The 25,378-nt window shown below is 51.1% G+C and carries 23 protein-coding genes; 10 read left to right on the forward strand and 13 right to left on the reverse strand.

Translation table 11 applies throughout. The features are described 5' to 3' along the window. A complete protein-coding gene (locus STSP2_RS08445; RefSeq protein ID WP_169853087.1) occupies nt 1–834 on the reverse strand; it encodes a CPBP family intramembrane glutamic endopeptidase in 834 nt (277 codons plus the stop codon). A gap of 512 nt (nt 835–1,346) precedes the next feature. Here STSP2_RS08445 and STSP2_RS08450 point away from each other — a divergent pair. The 7 genes from STSP2_RS08450 to STSP2_RS08480 all read left to right on the forward strand — a co-directional run bounded on the left by STSP2_RS08450 (nt 1,347) and on the right by STSP2_RS08480 (nt 10,649). Continuing rightward, complete coding sequence (locus STSP2_RS08450; RefSeq protein ID WP_146661724.1) at nt 1,347–2,972, forward strand: anthranilate synthase component 1; 1,626 nt, start codon at nt 1,347–1,349, stop codon at nt 2,970–2,972. Continuing rightward, the gene (locus STSP2_RS08455) at nt 2,969–3,583 is read left to right on the forward strand and encodes an anthranilate synthase component II (protein WP_146661725.1); all 615 of its coding nucleotides are present in this window, start codon (nt 2,969–2,971) and stop codon (nt 3,581–3,583) included. The genes STSP2_RS08450 and STSP2_RS08455 overlap by 4 nt, the downstream gene beginning before the upstream one ends. A gap of 18 nt (nt 3,584–3,601) precedes the next feature. Then, nucleotides 3,602–4,618, forward strand: a complete 1,017-nt coding sequence (trpD, locus tag STSP2_RS08460) for an anthranilate phosphoribosyltransferase (RefSeq protein ID WP_146661727.1) — start codon at nt 3,602–3,604, stop codon at nt 4,616–4,618. A gap of 21 nt (nt 4,619–4,639) precedes the next feature. Continuing rightward, nucleotides 4,640–5,263 carry a phosphoribosylanthranilate isomerase gene (locus STSP2_RS08465; protein WP_146661729.1) on the forward strand — a complete coding sequence of 208 codons (624 nt, stop codon included), beginning with the start codon at nt 4,640–4,642 and terminating at the stop codon, nt 5,261–5,263. Nucleotides 5,264–5,290: 27 nt separating this feature from the next. Then, on the forward strand, nt 5,291–6,466 hold the full coding sequence (gene trpB / locus STSP2_RS08470; RefSeq protein ID WP_146661731.1) for a tryptophan synthase subunit beta: 1,176 nt from the start codon (nt 5,291–5,293) through the stop codon (nt 6,464–6,466). A 14-nt stretch (nt 6,467–6,480) separates the two neighbouring features. Next, entirely contained in the window at nt 6,481–7,275 is a 795-nt protein-coding gene (gene trpA / locus STSP2_RS08475) for a tryptophan synthase subunit alpha (protein ID WP_146661733.1), read from the forward strand. A gap of 143 nt (nt 7,276–7,418) precedes the next feature. Then, nucleotides 7,419–10,649: an FAD-dependent oxidoreductase gene (locus STSP2_RS08480; RefSeq protein WP_146661735.1), complete on the forward strand. Its 3,231-nt coding sequence runs from the start codon at nt 7,419–7,421 to the stop codon at nt 10,647–10,649. A 2-nt stretch (nt 10,650–10,651) separates the two neighbouring features. Here the strand turns inward: STSP2_RS08480 and STSP2_RS08485 are convergent, their stop codons facing one another. From STSP2_RS08485 to STSP2_RS08505, 5 genes are all read right to left on the reverse strand, one after another. Then, nucleotides 10,652–11,287 carry a hypothetical protein gene (locus STSP2_RS08485; protein ID WP_146661736.1) on the reverse strand — a complete coding sequence of 212 codons (636 nt, stop codon included), beginning with the start codon at nt 11,285–11,287 and terminating at the stop codon, nt 10,652–10,654. A gap of 21 nt (nt 11,288–11,308) precedes the next feature. After that, nucleotides 11,309–13,333: an amylo-alpha-1,6-glucosidase gene (locus tag STSP2_RS08490; RefSeq protein WP_146661738.1), complete on the reverse strand. Its 2,025-nt coding sequence runs from the start codon at nt 13,331–13,333 to the stop codon at nt 11,309–11,311. 52 nt (nt 13,334–13,385) lie between these two features. Next, the gene (locus STSP2_RS08495; protein ID WP_146661740.1) at nt 13,386–14,600 is read right to left on the reverse strand and encodes a glycoside hydrolase family 57 protein; all 1,215 of its coding nucleotides are present in this window, start codon (nt 14,598–14,600) and stop codon (nt 13,386–13,388) included. Between the two features lie 18 nt (nt 14,601–14,618). Then, entirely contained in the window at nt 14,619–15,956 is a 1,338-nt protein-coding gene (locus STSP2_RS08500) for a glycosyltransferase family 4 protein (protein WP_205848041.1), read from the reverse strand. 330 nt (nt 15,957–16,286) lie between these two features. Continuing rightward, nucleotides 16,287–16,613 (reverse strand): hypothetical protein, encoded by a 327-nt coding sequence (locus tag STSP2_RS08505; protein ID WP_169852867.1) that lies wholly within the window; start codon nt 16,611–16,613, stop codon nt 16,287–16,289. Nucleotides 16,614–16,962: 349 nt separating this feature from the next. Between STSP2_RS08505 and STSP2_RS08510 the strand changes: the two genes are divergently transcribed. Beyond that, nucleotides 16,963–17,271 (forward strand): hypothetical protein, encoded by a 309-nt coding sequence (locus STSP2_RS08510; protein WP_146661744.1) that lies wholly within the window; start codon nt 16,963–16,965, stop codon nt 17,269–17,271. Nucleotides 17,272–17,323: 52 nt separating this feature from the next. Then, entirely contained in the window at nt 17,324–17,644 is a 321-nt protein-coding gene (locus STSP2_RS08515; protein WP_146661747.1) for a hypothetical protein, read from the forward strand. Nucleotides 17,645–17,730: 86 nt separating this feature from the next. Here the strand turns inward: STSP2_RS08515 and STSP2_RS08520 are convergent, their stop codons facing one another. Then, on the reverse strand, nt 17,731–18,585 hold the full coding sequence (locus STSP2_RS08520; protein WP_146661749.1) for an MBL fold metallo-hydrolase: 855 nt from the start codon (nt 18,583–18,585) through the stop codon (nt 17,731–17,733). A 132-nt stretch (nt 18,586–18,717) separates the two neighbouring features. Between STSP2_RS08520 and STSP2_RS08525 the strand changes: the two genes are divergently transcribed. Next, complete coding sequence (locus STSP2_RS08525; protein WP_146661750.1) at nt 18,718–19,479, forward strand: DUF434 domain-containing protein; 762 nt, start codon at nt 18,718–18,720, stop codon at nt 19,477–19,479. 23 nt (nt 19,480–19,502) lie between these two features. On the opposite strand, the gene STSP2_RS08530 is transcribed toward STSP2_RS08525, so the two are convergent. The 6 genes from STSP2_RS08530 to mtaB form a co-directional block, all read right to left on the reverse strand. Next, the gene (locus tag STSP2_RS08530; RefSeq protein WP_146661752.1) at nt 19,503–19,775 is read right to left on the reverse strand and encodes a hypothetical protein; all 273 of its coding nucleotides are present in this window, start codon (nt 19,773–19,775) and stop codon (nt 19,503–19,505) included. A gap of 246 nt (nt 19,776–20,021) precedes the next feature. Further along, nucleotides 20,022–20,627: a flavodoxin family protein gene (locus tag STSP2_RS08535; protein WP_146661754.1), complete on the reverse strand. Its 606-nt coding sequence runs from the start codon at nt 20,625–20,627 to the stop codon at nt 20,022–20,024. Between the two features lie 23 nt (nt 20,628–20,650). Continuing rightward, on the reverse strand, nt 20,651–21,778 hold the full coding sequence (locus STSP2_RS08540) for a DegT/DnrJ/EryC1/StrS family aminotransferase (RefSeq protein WP_146661756.1): 1,128 nt from the start codon (nt 21,776–21,778) through the stop codon (nt 20,651–20,653). 90 nt (nt 21,779–21,868) lie between these two features. Next, nucleotides 21,869–22,369: a rubrerythrin family protein gene (locus STSP2_RS08545; RefSeq protein WP_146661758.1), complete on the reverse strand. Its 501-nt coding sequence runs from the start codon at nt 22,367–22,369 to the stop codon at nt 21,869–21,871. A gap of 188 nt (nt 22,370–22,557) precedes the next feature. Continuing rightward, nucleotides 22,558–23,424: a hypothetical protein gene (locus STSP2_RS08550; RefSeq protein WP_146661760.1), complete on the reverse strand. Its 867-nt coding sequence runs from the start codon at nt 23,422–23,424 to the stop codon at nt 22,558–22,560. 468 nt (nt 23,425–23,892) lie between these two features. Continuing rightward, the gene (mtaB, locus tag STSP2_RS08555) at nt 23,893–25,284 is read right to left on the reverse strand and encodes a tRNA (N(6)-L-threonylcarbamoyladenosine(37)-C(2))-methylthiotransferase MtaB (RefSeq protein WP_146661762.1); all 1,392 of its coding nucleotides are present in this window, start codon (nt 25,282–25,284) and stop codon (nt 23,893–23,895) included. Nucleotides 25,285–25,378: the final 94 nt, after the last annotated feature.

A 25,378-nucleotide genomic window follows, 5' to 3' on the forward strand; every position in this document is an offset into this window, starting at 1 on the left:
TTAGAAATTTGCGATTAAGGGGAATATGAAAACCGCAACTGCATTATGTACGAAGTGCAAGATCATCGGAGGGTAAAGACTGCCTGTCTTGTATTTGACCCAGGCCAGGAGCATACCCACTGCGAACAGGTATGGCGCGCTTAGTACGGTCAGGTGCAGGGCGGTGAAGAGGGCGGAGGCTAAGAGCATCGCCTTTAGCGGGGTGATCGCTCTTACCAGCCAGTGCTGTATCAGGCCTCGGAATGCTATTTCTTCGACGATCGCGGGGATGATGCAGATGAAAAACAGCAGCGAGAGGGCACCGAGGCCTGCCTCTTCGAAATGCGTTGGGATGTGTTTGAACTCGGTGAAGGTCTGGAGGAGGATGTAATGATAGATGTAGTTTATCGTGAGCAGTCCGAAAAGAGCTGTAACTGACAGTGCCATAGCGGGTGTGAAAAGACCCAGCCGTTTGAACTGCACTACAAGAGAGGGCCAGAATCTGCAGGAAAAAAAGATGGTTACGCCGGACATCAGGATCGATCCGAGCACCAGCATGTATGCGAACGCTGAATCGCCGGCATCCATCAAGATACCCAGGATAAGCAGGATGAAGAGGACCACTGTATAGGACCAGAAGACGGGCCAGACATTCGGTGCCCTGGTCTTTATCAGGTCGGGGTCGGTGACGGCCTCGAAATTGCTGAATTTGCCGGTGATGGCTTCGACCGGCTTGTAGGGGGTGGCGCAAACAATGCAGAAATAGAATGCGGGGTGGAGTTTGGCGCCGCAGCACGGACATGTGCGACCCTTGTTCTGCAGGGCATTATCGCGATGTTCAGACAAATCATTCATTAGAAACTCTATTATTGTGCTGGGCGGGGATTTGTCAACGTTTTTTGTTCTAAATAGGGTGATGCGGCAACTTTTTTGGCTCATCACGGAATAACGAGGAGCGTTAACTTGAGCCGGGGCAAATTTAACAGCCTCGCCTCCGACGAACTTTGAAGGGGTCCATTCTCGGCGGACTGTGAAATTATGCGGTTGAAGGGCTTGGCAAACAGCAGTTATACTAAACGGTACTTCCGTTCCCAGATAACTTTTTTGCTGTTGACCATGAAATTGTCTTGACTTAGCGAATAGGGGTTTTGTATTATGATTTGCATGATGCAGAACGTTTACGCAAATTTTGCTAGCTGCTGGTGGTGGCCTGTCATGAAACGTGACAGGTAGCGGGTTCTGCTATATACATTCAAAGAACCGGACGATTTTCAATCGCAGCCTGTCCTTTTCCGACAGAGTTGCGATTTTTTTTTGCTCTGTCGGCTTGCTGCTCAACTAATAACGACGATGCTGAGGGACAAAAAATGAACGATTTCAGACATTCAATCTACCAGGGCAAGCCGGGCGATATAGTGCCGCTGGTCAGGAAGCTGGATATGACCTGTCCGCTGGAGTTTTTCGCCAAATTGAGCGACTACGGGCAGAAAAAGCATAGCTGTCTGCTCGAGTCACGTGATTATCTGGCCTCTGACGGCTCAAACGAGCTGACTTTCGGGACGGCTGATCCGGCTTTGTATCTTACGGGCAAGGGCAATGAGTTTCGAATCGAGGCGCTGAACAAGACGGGTCGGCGGATGGTGCAGTTTCTGGCATGTGATGAGTCACGCTTTGATTTTTGTGAGTCCGTGGAGTTTACAGATGAGCTGATAACGGGTACTGTCCCTGAAATGCCAGAGGTCATCGATGAGGAATCGAGGCTTAAAACGACCAATCAGATGGACGTTTTAAGGGCGGTGGCGTTTGCGTTCAAGCTGGCTTACAAGCCTTTCAGAGTTACCTGCGGACTGATCGGGGCGTTGAGTTATGATTTCGTTGATCAGTTCGAGACGCTGCCGGCCAACGAATCAGACGAGCTTGAGAATCCCGATTACGAGCTTTATTTTGCCGACCATATGTTTTTGATGGATCATGCGACGGGTGAGGGGTATGTGATAGTTAACGCCCTGATTACCGACGACGATCCGCACGGCGTGATCGAGGATGCACAGAAATGTTTCAGTTATTATACGGAAGCTGCCGAACGTGAGATTAACGTCGGCAAGTCCGGAGGCGATGCCGAGGCCGAAAGAGCAAGCGATACCAGTGAGGGTGAATACACCGACATGGTCGCAAAGGCTCGCGAGCACATTATTGACGGTGACATTTTCCAGGTGGTGCTGAGCAAGACCATCAGTCAGACCTGTCACGATCTGCCGTTGGATGTTTACCGCAGGTTGCGGAAGCAGAATCCTTCGCCTTATATGTTCTATCTCAATACGGGCAATACAGTGCTGCTCGGGGCGAGTCCGGAGCTGAATCTGCGGGTGAGCGGATCGAAGCCATTTAATGTTGAGATCAGGCCCATTGCAGGTACACGACCGAGGGGGATGGCGAATGGGCGGATCGATGCGGAAACCGATGCACGGTACGAAGCCGAGTTGAAGCTGGATGAGAAGGAACTGGCAGAGCATATGATGCTTGTGGATCTTGCACGCAATGATATTGCGAGGGTGGCTCAGCCGGGTACGAGGCTGGTCAATGAAATGCTTGTCACAGAGAAATATCAGTCTGTTATGCATCTTGTGAGCAATGTGAGGGGTGTGCTGAGGGAGGATCTGGATGCGCTGAGTGCTTACCTTGCGACGATGAACATGGGAACGTTGACCGGGGCACCCAAGATAGAAGCGATGAAAATAATTCGCGAGCTCGAAAAGAACAAGCGAGGTTATTACGGCGGGGCCGTGATGTATCTGACTGTGGATGGTCAGTTCGACAGTTGTATTACGATCAGAAGCATGCAGATAAAGGACGGCAAGGCTTATGTGCGGGCGGGAGCGGGCATAGTGCACGACTCGGTGCCCAAGAATGAATTTGCGGAAACAGAGCACAAGTCCAGATCATGCCTGAGGGCGGTTGAGTCCGGCAGGGCCGTGCAGGAGGTGACAAAATGAGTGACAAAAAATGTAAAGTGCTGTTTATAGATAATTTCGACTCGTTCACGTACAACCTTGTCGATGAGTTCGGCAAGAGGGATTGTGAGCTGCTGATCTATCGGGCGGATACGCCTATGGAAGTCCTGAAGCGGGTTGCGGATGAGTTTGGGCCGGACTTGCTGGTTATTTCGCCGGGTCCGGGCAATCCGGATACCGCGGGGGTTACTCTCGAAGCGATCGAGCATTTCAAGGACAGTGTGCCCATATTCGGTGTTTGCCTGGGACTGCAGTCGATCGTACAGCATTTCGGCGGGAAGATCGGGCACGCTCCTTGTGTGATGCACGGCAAGTCTTCGCGGATCACTCATGCGGGCGAAGGTGTATTTGAGGGGATCGAGAATCCGCTGCATGCGGGAAGATATCACAGTTTGTCGGCGATAGACGTTCCTGACTGCCTGAAGGTTACTGCTGAATTTGACGGTATTCCGATGGGGATCCAACACAGGGAACTGCCGATACATGCTGTGCAGTTTCACCCGGAAAGCATTCTCACGCCGACCGGTGGAAAGATAATTGAAAATGTAATGAAAATTGCCGCTGAGGGAAGTGAACTGGCTTCTGCAAACTGAATTGGGAGAACGGGAAGAATGGCTAAAATAACAGAATATCTGGAGTTGATCCTCGAGGGTGAAAACCTTACATTTGAGCAGTCAAAGGAACTGCTCGACACGATCTTTGACGGTGAAGTGGCCGATGTGCAGATAGCGGCTTTTCTGGCGGCGATGCGGGTCAAGAGGGCAACTGTCGAGGAATTGGCTGGGCTGGCTTCATCGCTGAGAAGTCACTGTGTGAAGGTAGAGACGGGCCTGGAAAATGTGGTGGATACATGCGGGACCGGCGGTGCGAAGCTCAAGACTTTCAACATCTCGACGGCGGCGGCGCTGGTGGCTGCGGGTGCGGGTGTGCCGGTCGCAAAGCACGGTAATCGTGGAATAACAAGTTCGTGCGGTTCTGCGGACGTGCTGGAGGCGCTGGGTGTGAATGTCGAGGCTTCGCCTGATGTTATCGCGGAATGTATTACGAAGGCAGGTGTCGGTTTTATGTTCGCGCCGAGGTTTCATCCGGCGATGAAGCATGTTCAGCCGGTGCGTAAGAGTCTGGATTTCAGGACGGCGTTCAATATACTCGGCCCGTTGGCGAATCCTGCGAATGCGACGGGGCAGGTCATGGGTGTGCCGAGTGATGACATGATGATGCGGATCGCGAAGTCGCTGCAGATGCTGGGAATTAAAAAGGCGATGGTGGTGCACAGCGAAGGCCTTGACGAGATAAGTACATTGTGGCCGACTAAGATCGCGACTGTGTGTGAGGATGACGTTAAGGTTGATGTGTTTGATCCTCGGGATCATGGGATCGAGCTGGCGCGGTTTGATGATCTTAAAGGTAAGGATGCACAGGTGAACGCCGAGATAGTAAAAGGCGTGATAACCGGTAAACTGGACGGTCCCAAGAAAGACATTGTGCTTATAAATGCTGCTGCGGCTATAATGGTGGGGCTTAAGGCGGATAATTTTGATGAGGGGCTTGCGATGGCTCGTGAGTCGATACAGTCCGGCAAGGCTCAAGGTTCGCTGGACAAACTGGTTGAAATTTCGAATGGATAGTTAAGGAAGAAGGATTCTTCGATGGCTCTTGTAAAGATCAAGGTTTGTGGGATAACGAATGTAGAAGATGCAATGGCGGCGATCGACATGGGGGCGGACCTTCTCGGGTTCAATTTTTACCGGGAGAGTCCGCGTTATTTGGATGCTGCGGATGCGCTTGATATAATAAACAAGATACCGACTTTTGTTGATACTGCGGGTGTGTTTGTCAATCCGAGCATGGAAGAGCTTCGGGAGATAGTGGAGCTTGGATTTTTGAACTGGGTGCAATTGCATGGTGATGAGGACCCCGACTTCTGCGATTCGCTTAGGTATATGAACTGCCGTACGATAAAGGCTATTCGGGTCAAGTCTCAAGAGGATATAAAGCGTGCCAAGGATTATTATACCGATGCTGTTTTGTTCGATGCGTATCATCCGAACTATTACGGCGGCACGGGTGAGACATTTGATTGGCGACTGATCGATGATCTTAACAGGCGGGTGTTCCTGGCCGGCGGGCTGGATCCGGATAATGCTGAGGATGCGGTTTCCGTTGGGGTTTACGGCATCGATGTGTGCAGCGGGATCGAGTCGTCACCCGGTAAGAAGGATCTTAACGAAATGAAGCGTTTCTTTGACAACATCAGGCATCTGGTTAATTAGGCGGCCTGGCAAATTTAAGGTGATGTTATGAAACATAAAGGCAAGTTTGGTGAGTTCGGGGGCTATTATGTGCCGGAGCTGTTGATCCCGCCTCTCGAGGATATCGAACAGGCGTTTTATCAGTACAAGGATGATAAGGATTTTGTGGCGGAGCTGAGCAATCTATATGCTGATTATGCAGGGCGACCGACGCCGTTGTATTTCGCGGAGCGTTTCAGCGAGTATGTCGGCTACAACGTTTACGTCAAGCGGGAGGATCTGCTGCATGGCGGGGCGCATAAGGTGAATAACACGCTTGGCCAATGTTTGCTCGCCAAGTATATGGGCAAGAAGAAGATCATTGCTGAGACCGGAGCGGGGCAGCATGGGCTTGCGACAGCGATGACAGGGGCGCTGCTGGGGATGGAAACGAAGATATTCATGGGGAAGATCGACGTTGAGAGGCAGAGCGTGAATGTGCATAAGATGAGGCTTTGCGGTGCGGAGGTTATTCCGGTGGCTGGCGGGACGGGTACACTGAAGGACGCGATCAATGAAGCGCTGCGGTACTGGACGGCGAATGTGGAAGATACGTTTTATGTATTCGGTTCGGTGTGCGGGCCGCATCCGTTCCCGACTGTGGTGAAGCATTTTCAGTCGCCGATCGGTACCGAGGCGAGGGCGCAGTGCATGGAGAAGCTAGGTAAGCTGCCTGATATGGTCACTGCGTGTGTGGGCGGCGGGTCGAACAGCATTGGGCTGTTTTCCGCGTTCGTGGCGGATGAGTCCGTGCGTATCGTCGGTGTTGAGCCTGCGGGTAAGGGGCTTGCGACCGATCAGCATGCGGCGAGCCTGGCGGCAGGGCGGGTTGGTGTGTTCCACGGCTCGAAGAGCTATCTGCTGCAGGACGATGAGGGGCAGGTGCATGAGACGGAATGCGTTTCTGCGGGGCTGGATTATCCCGCGGTGGGGCCGGAGCACTGTCATCTCAAGGACAGCGGCAGGGCGGAGTACGTTACGGTTACGGATGAGCAGGTGCTCGATGCGTTTGAGACGTTTACTCGTACGGAGGGGATTTTGCCCGCGCTGGAGAGCTCGCACGCGATCGCGCATTTGATCGCGCTTAAGGGCAAACTTGCCGCGGAGACAAACGTTGTGCTGAATCTGTCCGGTAGGGGTGATAAGGACGTCGGCATTGTAGAAACTTACAGACCACTTGCATAGCTGGAGTAAAGGTGATGACCACATATAAGCAAATATTTGAAAAGCTCGATTCAGCGGCACTTATTCCGTTTTTTGTGATCGGTGATCCTAATTATGACAGCAGTCTGAAGATCGTAAAGTCGGCATTGGATGCCGGTGCGGATATTTTGGAGCTGGGTATTCCGTTCTCGGATCCGATCGCTGACGGGCCGACGATACAGAAGGCCAATATACGGGCACGCAAGTCGGGTATGACGGTTGAGAAGGCGCTGGCGTTCATTAAGGAGGTTACGAGCCATAAGCCTGTGCCGGTGGGGCTGCTGGTCTATTATAACTTGATCTATCAGTACGGCGTCGAGCGGTTTATGGCTGATTTCAAGGCGGCAGGCGGGACTTCAGTGCTTGTTGCGGACGTTTCGATCGACGATTCTGAAGAGATCGCCGGGCCTGCGCAGAAGGCGGGTCTGGAGACTGTCTTTATGGTTACGCCTAATACGCCCGATCACCGGATGGCGAGTATTGCTTCGAAGACAACCGGATTTGTCTATACGGTTTCCACGATGGGTGTAACGGGGGCGAGGACGAAGCTTTCCGATACCGTCGCATCGCTGGTGGAGAGGATCAAGGGAGTGTCCGAGGTGCCGGTATGTGTCGGTTTTGGGATCAGCAGTCCCGAGCAGGCCAGGCGGGTCGCCGATGCGGGGGCCGATGGTGTAATAGTAGGCAGCCGAATAGTCCAGATCATCGAAGACAACGCGGACTCGGTTGAGGATGCGTGTGCGGGTGTGGGGCAGTTTATTGCAGATGTAAAATCGCGGCTCAATGGTTAGTGTATGGGCGGTGCAAGGGCGGACTCGGCCGGCTTCTGAGTTGTTAAATTCGTTCGTGCTCACCTGCGGAATTTTCTTGGAATTCGCGGGCGTTTTTTATATTATCTGCTCTTTGCGAATTCTTTTTACCGAGGATGTGAATCATGCGCAGAATCACACAGCACCCCATTCTGGACATTGAGCCAGCCAGAACTACGGCGTTCGACTATAACGGCGATAAAGTTGTTGGCAGAAAAGGATTTACGATCGCTGCTGCGCTGCACCAGGCCGGTTATCCAGTGCACAGTCACAGTCTGAAGAATCGTAATCGTTCGCTGGAGTGCGGGATCGGGAAGTGCGGTGCGTGTGAAATGCTGGTCGATGGGCAGATCAGGCGAATCTGCATTACCAAGGTTGACGGCGTTGAGGAGGTTAGGGAGATACCGCGGGGCTATGAGCCGCCGACCATGCCGGTCAGCAAGGACGAGCAGACCCGTATTTACCGTACCACTGTTGCTATAATTGGTGCCGGGCCGGCGGGACTGGCAACGCGGGAGGAGCTTAACAAGCATAATATAGATAACATCGTTATCGACAACAATGACTGCATTGGCGGACAGTTTTTGATGCAGACACACCAGTTCTTTTTCTTCGAGAAGGAGAAGAAGTTCGGCGGGATGAGAGGTTTTGACATTGCCAGCACACTCGCTGGTGAGAATCATGAAGGTATATTTCTCAACTCCACGGTGTGGGACCTGCTGGAAGGCAAACGGCTGGCGGTGAAGGATTTGACGGCTGACAGGGTTTTCTATATTGATGCCGATTATCTCGTGGTCGCAACCGGTGCGGTACCGTTCATGCCGCCTTTTGAAAATGATGATCTGCCGGGCGTTTATACCGCAGCGGTTGTGCAGAAGATGATGAACACCGAGTTTACTCTGCTGGGGAAAAATGTACTCACTGTCGGTGCGGGGAATATTGGCTATCTTACTTCATATCAGCTCATGCAGGCCGGTGCGAATGTCAAAGCTATTCTGGAAGCACGCAACCAGGAGGGCGGGTTTCCCGTGCAGGCCAATCGTGTCCGGCGGCTGGGCATTCCTTTTATTCTCTCGCATGTGCTTGTGGAGGCGATACCGAACGAGAAGCATGACGGTATAATAGGGGCGGTCGTTGCTGAGTGTGAGAACTTCCAGCCTGTGCCGGGTACGGAAAAACGAATCTACGGCATTGACGCGATAAACATCTGTACGGGTCTGGTGCCTGACGATCAGTTGCTTCGCAAGGGTCATGACGTATTCGGCAGGCAGTGTCTGGGGGCGGGGGACGCGATACGGATCGGAGAGGGGACCAGTGCCGTTCTTCGCGGACAGCAGGTCGCTTACGAGATACTGGAGCAGATGCATGCCCGATATGATTATGACGCCTATCTGCAGGTTTCAAAGGAATACATCGATTCGCAGCAGCATCCGGTGAAGGTGTTCGAAATGCCTTTCAAGCCCACGCATGATAGAATGCAAAAGCCTTTCGTGCTGATAGACTGCATATATGGTTTTGCGTGCAATCCCTGTGCGTTCGCCTGTCCGTATGGGGCTATTACAAAGACATCGACCAGTTCGGTGCCTCGGATCGATTATGATAAGTGCGTTGGGTGCATGCAGTGTGTGCATCAGTGTCCCGGTCTGGCGATATTCGGGTATAATCTGCAGAAGGGGCTTTTGTATCTGCCGATCGAGTACGAGGTTGACGAAAAAGCTGAAGTTTATATCGTAGACAACAGCGGTCAGAAGCTGGGTGAGGGCATTATCGAAAAGGTCCTTCTAAAGGATAACAAAACTAATGTCGCACGGGTCAGGTCACTGGATCTTACCGGTGAAGCACTTATGCAGGCGCGGGGTTTTGTATTGAAGGAGAGATTTCCAAAGCCCCTCGAATTCGGTCAGCATGAGCGGACGGTGGATTCGGAGAAGTATATCTGCCACTGTGATGACGTGAAGCTGGAAGAGATACTGGAGGTCATCGGCGATCGGAAGTTTATTTCCATCGATGAGATCAAGCATACAACGCGGCTCGGTATGGGAGCGTGCCGGGGCAAGCGATGTATCGGTCGATTGAGGCAGACGCTGTCTCCGATGGGCATTTCGATAGTGGGAAGACCTACGCCGCGGGCGCCGCTGTCAAATCAGTTGAGCATGGGTGAGCTGTACCCGCACGATGCGCATGCGAAAGTTATTACAAATCTCAACGGCCGAAGTTATAAGGTCATAAGGACCAAAGCATTCATTGCGGGTGGGGGAATAGGCGGCAGCGCCCTGTTCAGGTATTTTGCCGAAGCGGGTCAGAATCCTGTGATGATCAATTTCGGCAGGGGAGCAAGCTGGCGGAACATTGCAGGTGGCCGGCCGGCGTTCTCGGTTCCTGAGCTGTCGGACATCGCTCAAAAGAACCACGAGATATTCAAGCAGCTTCAAAAAGTCAAAAATATTGATTACCGCCAGATAAAATACGTGACATTTGCGCACGATCAGGCGACTTACGACGCGCTGGATGCATCACGCAACTGGTCCAATGCTAAGATGATCGAGCCTGAAGATTTCAACAAGGTCATTTCGCCCGCTTTCAATGGCGATCTCGATACATACCTTGCTGCACTGGTGACGGAGGACTGCTGGCAGGCGACGCCTGGCAGGGTTGTCGATCTGCTTCGCACCATGGGAATAAGTGCCGGCGGACAGGTATTCGAGGATTGCGAACTGATCGATGTGCAGAAGTCGGGTGATATCTACGAGATTCTGGTCAGGGATCACAACAGACAGTATATCACTTTCAAGGCGGATCATTTCGTTAATGCGTTGGGGCCGGAAGGGGATACATTTGCAAGGCGTCTGGGACACCATACAGGGATATATCCTGTGAAGCATCAGGCGTTTATAACGAGAAGACTGCCCATGATGGGATTCGATGGTGAGCCGTTGCCTATGGTTATTGACAGGCGCAAATATAAGGGATTCACGGCTGTTTACGGGCAGCAGCTTGCAGAGACGGGGCAGATAATCGGCTGTGCGAGTCCTGCGGTTGATCCTGCCGAGACGGACAAGGATCTGAAGATCAATTCGCGTGATTTTCTGGAGATCGTGTCCGAGGTATTCGTAGACTGGCTGCCTTCGCTTTCGAGCGTTGGTTTCCAGGCTGTCTGGGCGGGTTACTATGTAGAGCCGAGAATGATAGTCGATCCGGATGCGGGGCTGTTCATCGGTTTGCGGGGTCAGGGATTCATGCTGGGGCAGTATCTAGCCAAGCTTTACGTTGATAAGATCATGGGCAAGGAAACGCCTGAGTATTTCGACCGGCTCAAGCTGTCCGGTGACGGTCTGCTCGAAAAGGCCTTCAAGTAGCGTCAAGCGGCGCCATAGGCGATCCATGAGATCGCTGTGCTGATCGAGATGTCCGCGATCAGGTGCGACAGGTAGGGCAGGGCAAGACCGCCAAGATGCAGGTATGTCTGCCTGTACAGGTAGGCGGCGAACATGAGTGTGAAAAACAACGGAACGCACCATAGAAAATCTATCGCCATCATAGCGACGGGTACATGATAGCCTGCGAAAGCGGCATCAGCCCAGTTCGGCCATTTGCTTGGGCCGTCAATGAATCCACGCCAGAAGGTCTCTTCGAGCAGGGGATTAACTGCGATAGAATATACGACGAATACAAACCGCCAGTGACCGCCGATGCTTAGTCTGTTCAGCAGGGAAGCCAATTCAACGTCTTCGCTTCTGGCTAAGGGCCAGACTACCACGATTGCCAGACCTGACGCCAGGCCAACAGCAGCTAAGGCTAGAAAGACTTTGCAGTTCCAGCCCTTCAGGACCTTGCCGAAAATGTCTCTTCGAAACAGCAATAAACAGGTCAGCAGCCAGAGATGGTAGATGAGAACAGTGGCCCATGAGTTATCGAAGTAGTAGCACCCACATATTATAACCGGATAGGGAACCAGGGCTGCGAATGCTCTGATCTTCACACTTTCGGAGTTCATTAGTTGGAGTTTCACCGGTTCCTAACTGTGCCTGCGTATGATCTTGTAGAGCCTTAGGACCTCTGCAACGGCCCAGCCCTGAGCGAAGCATCCGCGGGGCGCATGGGGCTCATCACCGTCAAATATTTCGGAAATGCTCCCGATACAGCCTGAACCGTTGAAATGATCCATAAGGGGCTGCAGGTATTTTCCGGCGGTCTCCACGCTTTCTTTGCTGAAATCGTTTACTTTGAGATATGCCTCCAGGAAAGGTCCGATCAAATGGGGCCATACAGTGCCCTGATGATATGCACAGTCCCGCTGCATTTGATCGCCTTCGTACGTGCCCTTGTATCGGCTGTCCTCAGGTGCCAATGTCCGCAAACCGTAAGGCGTCCAGAGCTCTCGCTCCACTGCGTTGACGACTGCTTTCTGTTTTTCTGTGTCCAGCGGTGAGAAGAACAGCGAAACCGCGTAAATCTGATTCGGCCTCAAGGACGCGTCGGTCTTGCCGTCCGGCAGTATGCAGTCGTTAAGACAGTTGAGAGACTCGTTCCAGAAAACGCTCTCAAAGTTTTCGCCTGCTGTCTCAGCGAGATTACCGAAAAACTCGCCTCTTTCCTGATTGCTGTCCCTGAAGAATTCCGCCAGTGAGCAAAGGGCGTTGTACCAGAGGGCGTTCACCTCGACAGCTTTGCCGTACCTTGGTGTGAAGGCTATGCCGCCGCATTTGGCGTCCATCCATGTCAGTTGTGTCTTTTCATCGCCTCCGCAGAGAAGGGCGTCCTCGTCGGAATGGATGCCGAACCTTGTGCCGTTGCGGTAGCCCTCAACGATTTCGAGAACTGCGTCGAGAAGCACACTTGCGAAGAAATCTCTGTCGTTCGTTGCCCGCAAGTATTCGAAGCAGGCGTTGACAAACCAGAGCGACGCATCGATGCTGTTATAGTGAGGCTCGCCTCCGTAGTCATCGAATCTGTTTGGAACCATACCTTCGCTGACAGCGTGGGCGAAAGTCTCCAGTACGTTTTTGGCATCATCCAAGCGTTCGGTGCTAAGCAGTAGGCCGGGCAGGGCGATGAAAGCGTCACGGCCCCAGTCAAGAAACCAGGGATATCCCGCCAGCAGAGTTATGGAGGGTTTGTCGTTTACCAGTCTTTCGACCACGAATTGATCGGCAGCAAGATGGAGCTCGGCAAGCGTCTGATCCCTTTCAGCTTCGTCGCTAAGGATGTCGTGTTGTTTAATGCTTAGAGCATCGAGCACTCCCTCAAGCTCCGGCTGGACGAAATTATCGGCTACTATTGGGTCCTTTGACAGGCTGGCCCAGAACACTATTTTGCCAGGCTTTTCCTGGGTGCATGAATATACTCCGGGTGACCAGAGGTCCTCAAGGTATTCCTGCCCTCGTTCTCGGTCCTTGCGGTAAAGGAAGTTGTACCACCACTGCTGGGACTCATCGAACTGCATATTCTCGCAACTTAAGACGAGATTACCGGTCATGCCGGAAGCGTCACGGATGACAAGGTGCGAGTTGGCCCAGTGGGTCTGGAACTGAGCGCCTTCTCGCAGAACAGCGTGGAAATCACGCAAAGCGATCAGGGGTCTGAGCTCGAATTCGGCCGGCTGTTCCAATTGCGAAAGGTCGTAAACGATCGCAACCTGGTCCATGTCGGGGTTGAGATATATTGAGCGTTTGACGGTTTTGCCATCCAGGTCGAAGACGAAGTGAATGCCTGTATCGCGTTCGATATGAGTGAGGTTGTTGTGGCCTCGGGGGGTGATGGCGCCGTCGAACTCGAAAGTGCTCAGGATATGCTCACGGCCGTCGAAGCGTATGGTTTCGAGGCAGTTTGACAGGGAAACTATCCTGTTTGCAGGCGGCGTCAAAGTGCCTGTAAGCAGGGCGTGGTAGCGTCTGGTGTTGCATCCCGCGAGGGTGCCGGAGGAGAAGCCGCCCCGGGAATTGGTCAGCAGCCACTCTCTTTCGAGCAGTTCGGAAATGCTTTCACCCCATATTGGTGTTTCTTGTGACTTTCCTGCAACAGCGTGCTTTAAGGTAAGCATAGTGCGGCCTTCCGTTGAATTCCAGTGTCACTTTGCCCCCGCTCACCAGGTTTTAACCAGCTATTGCGGTTTTTTTATCCGCGTCATCGCCCGTCTCGCATCGGGCCTTTAGACTGTGCAGCACGTTCATGAAATTTATGTAAGAATCATATGGTGAATCATAGGGGCTGAAGTATTTGTGTACGTCCCCATCGTTGAAGTACTTTGTGCACATATAGTAGAAATGGTCGGAAGTCTGGAGCTTACGCCAGTCTTCGAGCAATTCTTTATCACCGGTTAGCTTGACGAGGTTTTCCAGTCTGTACGCTTCGTGCAAAGCATTGGACTGCATAGCATTACCCAGCCATGCGGAGAGGTCCCTTGCTTCGTCGGCCCAGCTTATTACATGCGGAACAGAGACTTCACCCATGTCGTGGTAGGAATCTACAACCTCGCTGGGTGTCTTGAAGTCGTTGTCGGGGTGCTGCATGATCTGCTCGGGAAGATGGGCCATGAAATCGAAGATGCCTGTGTCGGCCCACTGGTGTTCGCCGAAGGTTTCGTAATCCATGAACAGATTGATGATGTTTCCGTTGCCGTTGACAGCGTTAACCCAGTTGGCGAATTTGCCCGCATAGAGCGGGTATTCGGGCCATTGCTTGTTGGAAAACCTGAACGCGATGTCGTCACTGAGACTGTAGTTTTTCAACAGCAGCTTAAGATTTTCGCAACCGGCAGGTTTGTAAACAAAGTCAGGCGTTCGGTCTCCGAGAATATGGTCCGCGCCTTCCGTGAGAACGGCATCGAAGCAGCCCATGGATTCGATCTCTTTGGCCAGCTCGTCGTTGTAGATGAGCTCGGTATTGCGGAATATTCGCGGTCGCTGGCCGAAAAGCGATTCGATGGTGTCGCTGTGTTTTTTGACCTGCTCTGCGAACTCGTTTCGGGAATAAAGGAAGCTCAGGCTGTGGTAGTACGTTTCGGCGAGAAATTCGACACAGCCGGTCCTTGCCAGGGCGTCGAACGTGCTCATGACCTCAGGGCAGTATTTCTCGAACTGTTCCAGGGCGACGCCTGTGATGCTGAATGCCACCTTGAATCGACCCTGATGTTTTCTGATCAGTTTGAGAAGCAGACGGTTGGCGGGCAGATAGCATTTGTTGGCAACCTTTCTGCATATGGCGGCATTTTTGTATTCGTCAAAATACGAATCGTTCTGCTCGAAGATCGTATAATGCCTGAGCCTGAAAGGCTGGTGAACCTGGAAATAAAAACAAACTGAAGCCATTCGGATTTATCCCTCCCATTAATTTAGGGCTTTCGCCCCGGTAACAACTTGTTGATATACTCTATTGCAGCCTGCTGCTGCGTCTTCCCACTTTAGCTTTCTAACTTCGAAATTGCCATGTTCCTTCAAGGTCATCTGCAGGGGGCGGTATTTTAGAACCGCCAGTATTTTGTTGGCCATTTCGTCAGTGTCCCAGAAATCGACCTTCAGCGCGTGTGTCAGAACTTCGGATACGCCGCTTTGTTTGCTGATCAGGACCGGCACATCGTAATTAAGGGCTTCGAGAGGGGCTATCCCGAAGGGCTCGGAAACGGACGGCATAACATACAGGTCCGCCATTTCGTAGACTCTCTGAACGTCCGGGCCACGTAAAAAGCCGGTGAAGAGTACCTTATTGCCGATGCCGAGTTCTGCAGCCATTTCGATGGTCTTTTCCATCATATCGCCCGAGCCAGCCATCACGAACTTCACGTCCGGCATGACTGAGAGCACCTTCTTTGCTGAGTGCAGGAAATACTCGGGCCCTTTCTGCATGGTGATCCTGCCCAGGAACAGGACAATCTTCTCATTCCTTCGGATGCCTACTCTGCTGGGCAGTTTGGGCTGGCCGTTGCGTTCGACGCCGTTGTAAACCACTTCCACTTTTTCGCCTTCGACGCCGTACCGGGAAATGATTATGTTTCGTGTGAGGTGGCTAACCGCGATTATCCGGTCGGCGGCATGCATCCCAGCACGTTCGATATCATAGACCAGTTGATTCACGTGTTCGCCGCTGCGGTCGAATTCGGTAGAATGGACGTGGATCACAAGGGGTTTGCCGGTCTGAGCTGCTGCGGCGATTCCGGCTGGGTATGTCATCCAGTCATGAGCGTGGATGAGATCGAAGTCCTCGCCGGCAGCGAGTCTGGCGGCGGAATATGCATAGCGGTGTACCTCAGTGTACATGTCCTCGCCGTAGTTGGCTTTCTGGCCTTGGGCAGCTTCGGTAGTGTCCTCATACCATTCTTCGACAAGTCTGCTGGTCGAACGTTTGTTCCTTATGATCTGTTCGTATCTTTCGTGGTATTCCTCCGGCGTGGAATAGGGTTCGAGCAGGGACTCGATCTTGCGGAACTCCACATTTGTGAGTATATCTTCCAGCGGTTCGCCGGGCACGTAATAGGTGCGTTTCTTTACATTTCCGCGAGGGGAGAGCATCTTAACGTGCGTGCTGCTGGAAGTATCTACCGCTTTGGGAAGCGCAAACAGCACTTCGGTTCCCTGCTGGCTCATTGCCTTGGTAAGGCCGTAGCATGCAGTCCCTAAGCCCCCGCTTATGAAGGGCGGAAACTCCCAGCCTAGCATGAAAACCCTCATATTGATCCCCCAACTGCATTCAGTGATGTTAAAACTGAGAAACCCACCAATTCGTTTAGATCAGACGTCAAGGTATCCGTACCTCTCTTTCCTTTCGGAATCTATAAAATAGCACACGTAGTATAAGCCCCTCAGGATTAGTTCGTCCATCAAAAAATCCAGAAAAATGAAGCATTTGTGCGGCTTGTAACGATTGTCACGGCCTGCTACTTAAGGAGTTATCAGGAGTCTTGAAGTAATGTTAATTATTGGGTTAAAATGAAAACGGGCCACCCCTCGAGGCGGCCCGTCTTCAGATTCTTCTTTGCGGCTACCGTGATCTGTTGGCGCTTACAGATCCTGCGGCTTAACTGTACTGCGGCGATTTGACTCTGTGCGAGCTGCAGCGTCATCGATCATAGCATAGATCTTGTCGTTGATCGCTTCAACAGCATCGCTTGAAGTCATCAGTCCCTTGGACTTGATGTAGGCCTTGACCTTGCTTGTTACAACAAGCATTTCCTTCTGAGCGGCCTTTTTAGCCTTTTTCTTTGTGCCCTTCTTCTTTGTTGCTTTCTTCTTAGTCGTCTTCTTCTTTTTGGTTGCCTTTTTCTTGGTTGTCTTCTTCTTTGCTGCTTTCTTAGTTGTCTTCTTTTTCTTTGCTTTCTTCTTTGCCATTTTTTTGACCTCCATGTTAACGTTACACTAATCTAAGTTCCTATAATCAGGGGCAATTGCCGCAAATAACCCCTTACAGTCGATATTTTTCAATTATAAGACCACTTTGCAATAAAAAAATCGGCTAAGGATGCAAAAAACTGTACTTATAAGGCCATTTAGAGCAAATCCGAGAGTTTTCCGGCTCAAATAGAGCCCGCAGAGGGCATTCTTTGGGCCATTTTCATTTGTTTTCGTGTTAAACCGCAGGTCGATGTGTCCGATGAAATAAGCAATTGGATGCAGATATTTGCAGTATTCACAGGTATGTTCAGACCTGTGAAGTCATAGCCGTAGAGGAGAAATGGATATGAGCAGTAAACGTAAAAATACCAGGTCCAGAGGTTATGTGGCAGTTGACTATGTCACTGTAGCATTTGCAGAGGATCGTGAGCTTGCCAGGCAGTATGAGGAGCTTTTGGCAGCAAACGGTATCTCGGCTGCGATTAAGAAACAGGACGGAACCGAGTTCGGCAGTTATGCCGTTCTGGTTTCTGAAGAAAATCTGGAAGAAGCGCACTATATGATCGAGTCGGAACGCTCAATGGATACGCTTTTCGATATCAGCTTCGGCGATGATGCCTTTACGGATCTCGAAGCGGATACTGATTTCGATTAGACCGTTGCAGCTTCCACTCTCAGTGATCAATTTGCATAAGGATAAGTTTATCATGGCAGAAAAGAGAGAAAAATCAGGCGAGAAGTTCGTCGAAAGACGAAAAAGCGTTGTCGATCGGCGGCTTGGTCTTGACAGACGCAGGGGGCCGGGAATCCGCAGGTCACTTGACCGCAAGGCAGCCGAAGAGGGAGAAATGACGGACGAGCAATTCCAGTTCCTCATGGCTATAGACAAATATAAGAGGGCGAATCAAAGGCCTTTTCCTACCTGGACCGAAGTGCTGGACGTCATAAAGGCTCTGGGCTATCGAAAAGTGGAAGAACCCTGTTCGCTCGAAGATCTCAAAAAACAGCAGGAAAGCGTGGAAGCTTAAGGGCAGTCCCTGCTGAGAATAGACCGTGCAATCAAGGTGCAGCATCTTGCAAAGGTGTTGCGCCTTTTTTATGCCGGGCAGCTCAATTAAGACTGCATGAATTTTCTGTCCATCAGCAGCCGCGTCTTTTTGTAGGACTCGGCTGACATGCGTTTGCGAAGGATCTTCTTTGCTTCTCCAATGCCCATTCTCTGGGTGAGGTGCGTCACTATTATTGTCTGATTATCCATACGCTCGACGAGATCGGCGAACTGATCTATGTGCATGTGTCTGCCCGCATGGGCTCTTTCTCGGTGCTCTTCCAGCAGAAATGTACATTCGGCGATCAGTATTTTGCTCTTGCGGACATGTTCGAGCTGGGCGAAATCCATGTATTCTGTGTCACCCAGGTAGCTCACCAGCGGTATCTCTACCGTGTAATCGATGGTCACTCCTTGTTTCTTCAGGTCCACGATCTCTGGTCCGCTCAGCCCCAGGTATTCTTCTTTGAGCTTTTTGCGCCTTTCAATCACTGAGTAGCCGACAGCTCCCCGGCTGTGCTTTGTGGCGAAGGCGCGGGCGAAAATGTTCGGCTTGATCTCACACTCATCCCCGTCTTCAACGCCCACCAGATAGACGGGGATCTCGTTGCCGTCAAGCTTGCCCCAGGCTTTGACTATGGTGCTGATAGGTTTGACGGTGTTTTTCGGAGTTAGCACGGTGCCGGGCTTTTGGCCGCAAAATTTACGGTGGGACAGATAGTACGCGATGCCTGCTGCGTGGTCCATGTGGCCGTGAGTCAGCAGCAGATTATCTATTGAAATGACCTGATCCGGGGCCTTGCCGATGTCAAAGCACACGTCAAGCTGTGGAACAGCAACGACCGTTTCTTCGCCGGCAACGGAATATCCCATTACGGTCAGGTCATCAGTTTCTATGTAAGCTAGTTTGTGACTTCCCATTATTGTCTCGAAGCTAAAAACCGAGATATTAGAGAGAATCCTCAGGCCTGTCAATTATTTTACCACAGTTGTCCTTTTTTACAATAAACAGCGACCGTTGCCTAAGATGCGGTTTGGATTTATAATGACCACATGCCTGACAAAAGAAAACATCGAGGGCCTAATCCTCGTGACAGCAAGCTGTTCGCTGATGCGACTTTGCCCGATTTGCGGACGGCGGTGCAGCATTTTTCGATGCTGCTTTCGCTTGGATACGCTTTTGACAGTTCATTGAAGCTGGTGGGGGATCATTTTTCGCTGACAAAAAGGCAGAGGCTGGCGGTGAGAAGGGCATCATGTTCCGACGAACAGCTTCAGCGCAGACGGAGAACGGAGATGGCGTTGCAGGAGCTGACAGGGCGTGAACTTGTGATTGACGGCTACAATGTGCTGATCGGTATCGAGGCTGCGTTGAGCGGCGGGCCGATATTCATTGGCAGGGATAGTTGCTACCGTGATATTGCCTCGGTTCATGGTTCGTATCGGCGCGTAGAGGAAACGGTGCATGCGTTGCATATAATAGCTGATGCAGTTCAAGGCCTGCGGGTTGCGGGTTGCAGAATCCTGCTCGACAGCCCGGTGTCTAATTCCGGCAAACTCAAGACAATGATGCGGGAGCTGGCTGAGCAGAATGGCTGGCGGTGGGAAATAGAGCTTCTGTATAACCCGGACAATGAGATGATCGAATCTGATGTTCCGGTTGCAACCAGTGACAGTGATGTGCTTGACCGCTGCTCGAAATGGATCAATCTAGCGAGATATATTATTGATAGACTGGCTGCTGAGAGTGAACGTGTGTGGCTGGTGGATCTAAGCGGAGATGGAGGCGGTGTCGGTGGAGATGGGATCGAATAGATTTGCTCGGCTGCAGGCAGCGTTCAGTTGCTGTCTTTTTCGAGCTTGCTTTCGATAAGGGTTTTGACGATGACGGCCTTTTCCTGGGCCAGATGTGCATATTTCTGGATGTCCTCCCCCAGTCTGGCCATGACTTTATCACCTTTGCTTTGCGGCTGCTCGGTTAACTCGCGCCCTGCGGTGGTCCTCGGCGAGTTTACTTCATCGGATGCAGGGGCGAGTGTGTAAATGGCTGTGGCAAAACCTGCGAAGTAGACCACAAGAGTCATAAGCATTTTGCCACGCCAGTTACGCATAAAGTTTTCTCCCATTCTGGAAAACATCATTTTCACAAATATCCGTCTGCCGATTCCCCGGCGGCAGCGGCTGTTGTCACGCTTAAACAATAAGAAATGAAAGAAGGCTATCCAAATCTACGTACGCAGATCTTCACAAAAAGCGTGTAAAGTTGTTACGCGGAATCATTATAACTTGCGTAACCGTTAAAGATTGCCGGGCTGGGGGGAGGTAAGTGTCTGTAAGGGGGTAAAGAGTGAGTGGTGCTACCTGACAAGTATAGAGCCGGCTCGGCGACATTGGGCGATCCGTTTATCATCTAAACGCCAGTCTTCCGTTCTTGCTACCATGCCGAAATAAATGGTCCGCGTTACCTTTGCACCTACAACTTTGGCAGCCATTCGCATGGTTGTGGAGGCATTACGCATGAAGAGCCGGGTCAGAATGCTCGGTGCTGCGCTTGAGGAAATGACGACAGCTTTTTTGGTGGGTTTATCAATGCGATTTGACGGGGCCGCTTTCCCCCAGGGCCAGAACGCATATGCTACCAAACGCTCGATGAAGCTCTTCATTATAGCAGTGGTCGTCCCGAAATTGACTGGAGAACCCAGAATGAGTCCATCAGCGGCATCGATCTTGCTTAAAATGTCATTCATGTCGTCATCGATCGGGCAACTGCCTCTGGGCCAGACGTTTTCGTCCTGCGTACATATCCGGCAGTTACGGCAGAAGGCGATTTTTTTGTTGGGCAGGAATATCTTCTCCGTTTGAGCACCCGCTTTTTGAGCCCCCTCCAGTGCGGCAGATACGGCGGCATCAATGGTTCCATTCTCACGGTAGCTGCCGACTATGCCTATGACTTTTTTGCCCATATCGGCCCCCAGCTTATAGTGCCTTATCTAAGTACATCGTCAAGCGATGCTTTCAGCTCTTTACATACGGTCTCAACCTCTTCTTGGGTCAGGTTATTGTGGAACGGCAGAGCTATCGTGCTTTTGCATACTGCGTCCGTTATCGGGAAATCGCCTTCTTTGAGGCCGTATTCCTGGGCTATGAACGGCTGCAGATAGACGGGCGGGAAGTAGTTGCTTACCTGCACGCCTCTGTCAAGCATGGCCTGGAGGACGGCATTGCGCTGCTCGATGGTGATGTTTTCGTCGGCGATGCGGACCACGAAGACGAACCAGCTCATTTCACAGCCAGCAGGGGCCTTTGGTACGATCAGCCGCTTTTCGTCGGCAAGCAGCTCCTGGTACATGGCTGCGACCTGTTTGCGTTTTTCAACGAATTCGCCAATCCGTGAAAGCTGGACGATTCCGAGTGCGCAGTTGATGTCGCTGAGCCGGTAATTGTAGCCGAGCCGTTCGTGTGCGAGCCAGCCGCCGCCGCGGCCACGGCCCTGATTCCTCAGCGAAACACACATATTGGCGAGCTCATCATCATCGGTCAGGATCATGCCGCCTTCGCCGGTGGTAATCTGTTTGTTGGGGTAAAAAGCGAACAGGCTCATCGTGCCGAACGTGCCGACCTTCCGGCCGTTGAGTTCCGAGCCGAGTGCCTCGCAACTGTCCTCGATGACAGCGAGGTTGTGTCTGTCGGCTATTTCGGACACTTCATCGAGGCCTGCGGGATTGCCGAATACTACGACCGGCAGAATCGCCTTGGTCTTTTCGTTTATAGCGGCCTCGATCCGAGAAGAATCCATGTTCAAACTTACCGGGTCGATGTCCACGAATACGGGTTTAGCGCCGGTCATCATGATCGAGGTGACCGAAGCTATGAACGTGAAGGGCGTGGTAATGACCTCGTCGCCCGGCCCGATACCCAGAGACTGCATGCAGAGGAAAAGCCCGCTTGTGCCGCTGTTTACAGCTACGGCGTGTTTTCTTCCTATGTAGTCGCAGAAGGCCTGCTCGAATTCACCGAGCTTTGGGCCCAGGGAAAGATTGGGACTTTTCAGTACTTCGGTTACCGCGTCAATTTCTGCCTGAGTTATGTCAGGTCGGGATAAATGAACTCTCATATCCACGTCATCGCCCTTTGGAAAAACAGGAAATTTTTCGTCACATGTAGTTTATGACGGTCAAAAGCCGGAGTTACTTAATCGGTTCGGCTATTCTACTTTGAAAAACTTTTCTTTTGCGGCGTTGCACACTGGGCATTTCTCGGGGACTTCGCCGCGCACTGTATGGCCGCAGACAGGGCAGACGTGAACGGTTGTTTCTTCAAGATCTTCACCTTTTTCCAGGCGGGCAAGGGCCTCGCTGTAAAGGCTGTAATGGACCTGTTCGACCGCCATTGCATATTTGAACGACATGACGGCGGCGCTTTCGTTCTCGCCCTGGGCTTCCTTGATGAATTCAGGATACATGTTTTTGAATTCTTTTTCTTCACCAGCCATCGCTACCTTGAGATTTTCAGCAGTGGTGTTTACAGTCTTCAGTACACGCATGTGGTTTTTGCAGTGGACGGCTTCCGCTGCTGCGGTGGCTCTGAAAAGTTTGGCGATCTGTGTGAAACCTTCTTTATCTGCTCGCCTTGCGAATGCTTCGTATTTGCGGTTGGCCTGACTTTCGCCTGCAAATGCTTCGCTGAGATTGTCTTTTGTGCTCATGTAGGTGCTCCTGTTATATGTGGTTCTGAAACTGTAGATTACGTTAAAGCACCAATATACAGTGAGTTGCGGACATATCAATCAAAATATCGGCTTAAGTGAAGGCGCACTGTCTGCGTAGGGTTGGGGACAGGGGAGTGGTTTTAGGGCAAATCGGCGGCAGATTTACGCAAGGCTCGGTGTCTAACTTATCGGGTGTCCGAGAGATTTGCGGCTTTGCGGAACGTGAAGGTTTCCTGTTTCTCGTAAATGGCCATGCCGAGATCCAGCATCGCGTCATTGCCCTGCTTGTTGATAGCTATGGGGTCGATCAGCAGGTTTGCTATCATTCCGCATAGCGATCCAAAAAGCGACTTATCTTTATCGGCATCACGAACGGAGCCCACCTTTATGCTCATTTTGGGGTTGCCCTCTGTGTCCTTGAAGGCAAGCTTTTCGATCTGAGCAATGCGTTCATCCGTCCTGTTATCGTAATGGTATCGGCCGTTTTTGGCTTCGATGCTGTAAAGACCCACGGTTACGGGACTGTCCTTTCCATCTCTTGAAAAATTAACCTCAACCTCTTCGACCTGGGCGTTGCCGTCCCTGAACCTGCCCTTGATTTCAAAAGAACCTCTGCCGCTGCCGGTAAACTCGATATAATCCAGCAGATTTTTGACGGTATCGCCTTTTTTGTGCTTTCTGGTGTTCCATTCGATCATCTGGCGCGCATCATATGTGTGTCTGTATGAGCCTTGGCCGGTGACCTCGAAAACACAACTGATCTCAAAATCACGGCGGGAAATGTCTCGTTTGCAGTCGATAATGGTTACTTTTTGAGTGTTGACCTCGCTTGTCGAGCTTTTCATCGTCACGGGAGATATCATGGGTACGAAATACATGAATGATTCAATTTCGTTTACTGCCTTTTCGTGACCCTGCAGGCCGAGATAGAGTGTGGGGCCTTTTCGGTCCGCTGAGTCGTCAGTGCCGCTGCCGGCGATTATGGCCTCGGTACTGAACGCTGTCAGGGCGGTTAAAACACACAAAAACGTGTAAATAGCAATTCTATTCATGACTGCTCCAAGTCGAGAATTTGATTCATCCGGAACTTATGCCTGTTACGTTCGTCAGCAGCATCTTAAAAACTACAAAATATTTTGCTCGTTTGTGGTAAATAGCACTGATTTCGCTTCAAATTCCAATGATGCCTTTTCGTGCCCGCTCAAATGACTTTTCCTGACGTAGTAACTATGAAAGGCGCTTAATGAAAGGGTCGAAAAATGTATTCCGTATCCTTAAAAAATATGATGCACAAGGCTCATTTGCCCCATGGACATGATATTGCTGTCAAGACGGGTCATCTTCTTCATGACCAGAGGTTCTGGGCAATTATAGCTCTGATCGCTGTAATGGCATTTATTGTTGTATTGGCAATACTGATTGAGCCAACGGCAACCGAGGTAGAAAGTCCGCCCCTTATTCCGTCTTATCCAATGGGGTTCTAGGATTAAAATGAGCTTATAATGTTATGTAAAAACGGATTAAGCGATAACTTGAAGGGATTGAGCATCTTTACTTAAAAAGCCGGTCACAAGTTCGCCTGTTTCGTATTTTCTGTTGTCTTTTATCTGGACCTCGAAATAGCGATCCGTTCGGCCGGTCTGTTTTTGTGCGTTCTCCACTATCATACGCATTTCCGTGCCTGCGAATTGCTGGCGGAATTGTAACTGAAGCTTGCTGTCGAGCTCCCGAAGCTCTTGCGATCTGTATTTTATCTTGTCAGACGCAATTTTTGGCCTCATTTTGACTGCTGGTGTGTTTTGGCGTTCACTGAAGCTGAATACGTGTATTTTCGCGAATCGGGCGTATTCAGCCATGTTTAGTGTCGCCTGGAAGTCTGAATCCGTCTCGCCTGGGAATCCGACGATTATGTCCGTTGTGATGGCAGGGCGGTCCAGCCTGTCACACAGCAGGTCTATTGCAGCAATGAATTCCTTCTCATTATACTGTCTGCACATTCGTTTCAGGACACGACCAGAACCTGACTGCAATGGAAGATGGAGGTGGTGCGTGATATTGTCGTGCTTGCACATGACTTCGAGCAGTTCCTCGGTGACGTCGCCTGGTTCGAGTGAACTGAGGCGGAGCCTTTCCAGGCCCTGAATCTGGGCGATCTTGTCAAGTAACTCTGGTAATTTTCCTGTGCTTTCCTTTTCCCATTTGCGTCTTCTGACGGTTTCCTGACCGTATGCCCCTAGAAATATTCCGGTAAGAACAATCTCTTTATGTCCTGCGTATACGAGGTCACGAGCCTCTTGCAGGATCGTCTCAGATGGCTTTGAAGATATTTTGTTTCGTATTTTTGGTATAATGCAGTAAGTGCAGAAACCATCGCAGCCATCCTGGATCTTTAAAAATGCGCGAGTCTGACCTTTGTAGCTTTTCAGGTCCGGAAGTTCGGAATCGTTGGTTTCATGACTGGTCGACTTATTCGGGGTCGGCGTTTCGGCGTTCTTTGAGTCGTTTTTATGCTTGATTTTAGCGCTTTTAAGTGTTCTACTACCAGTGGTTGTACGATTACTTGCTTCGGTGCTGTTTGCAAGCAGGGATTTAAGAGTCTGGACAAGCAGGTCCTTTTGTTCGACAATTATGGCTTGTTTTTCAAGCCCTTTTAATTCTTCTGTCTGGCCTGCCGGCAGGCATCCTGCAACCACTACGACGGAATGTGGATTTGTTTTTTTGGTTTTTCGTGTCAACTGTCTGCTTTTGGCGGATGCGACATGTGTGACACAGCAGGTGTTGATAACGACAAGATCGGGTGCTGTTTCAGCGCTCGTCTGTTCGAGCCCGTGACTTTCGAGAAGCTCTCGGACCTGTTGACTTTCATACTGGTTGACTTTGCAGCCTAGAGTTTTTATCGCAAATGTTCGCATGGTTTTGGTATCATAGTAATTGAAAGCAGAATATACAAGTTTTTATGTGGCTCAGATGCTGCATGTGTGTCGGTGAGTCATTTATAGAAGTTCG

Origin of the sequence: Anaerohalosphaera lusitana (assembly GCF_002007645.1) — a bacterium.
Lineage (GTDB): Bacteria > Planctomycetota > Phycisphaerae > Sedimentisphaerales > Anaerohalosphaeraceae > Anaerohalosphaera > Anaerohalosphaera lusitana.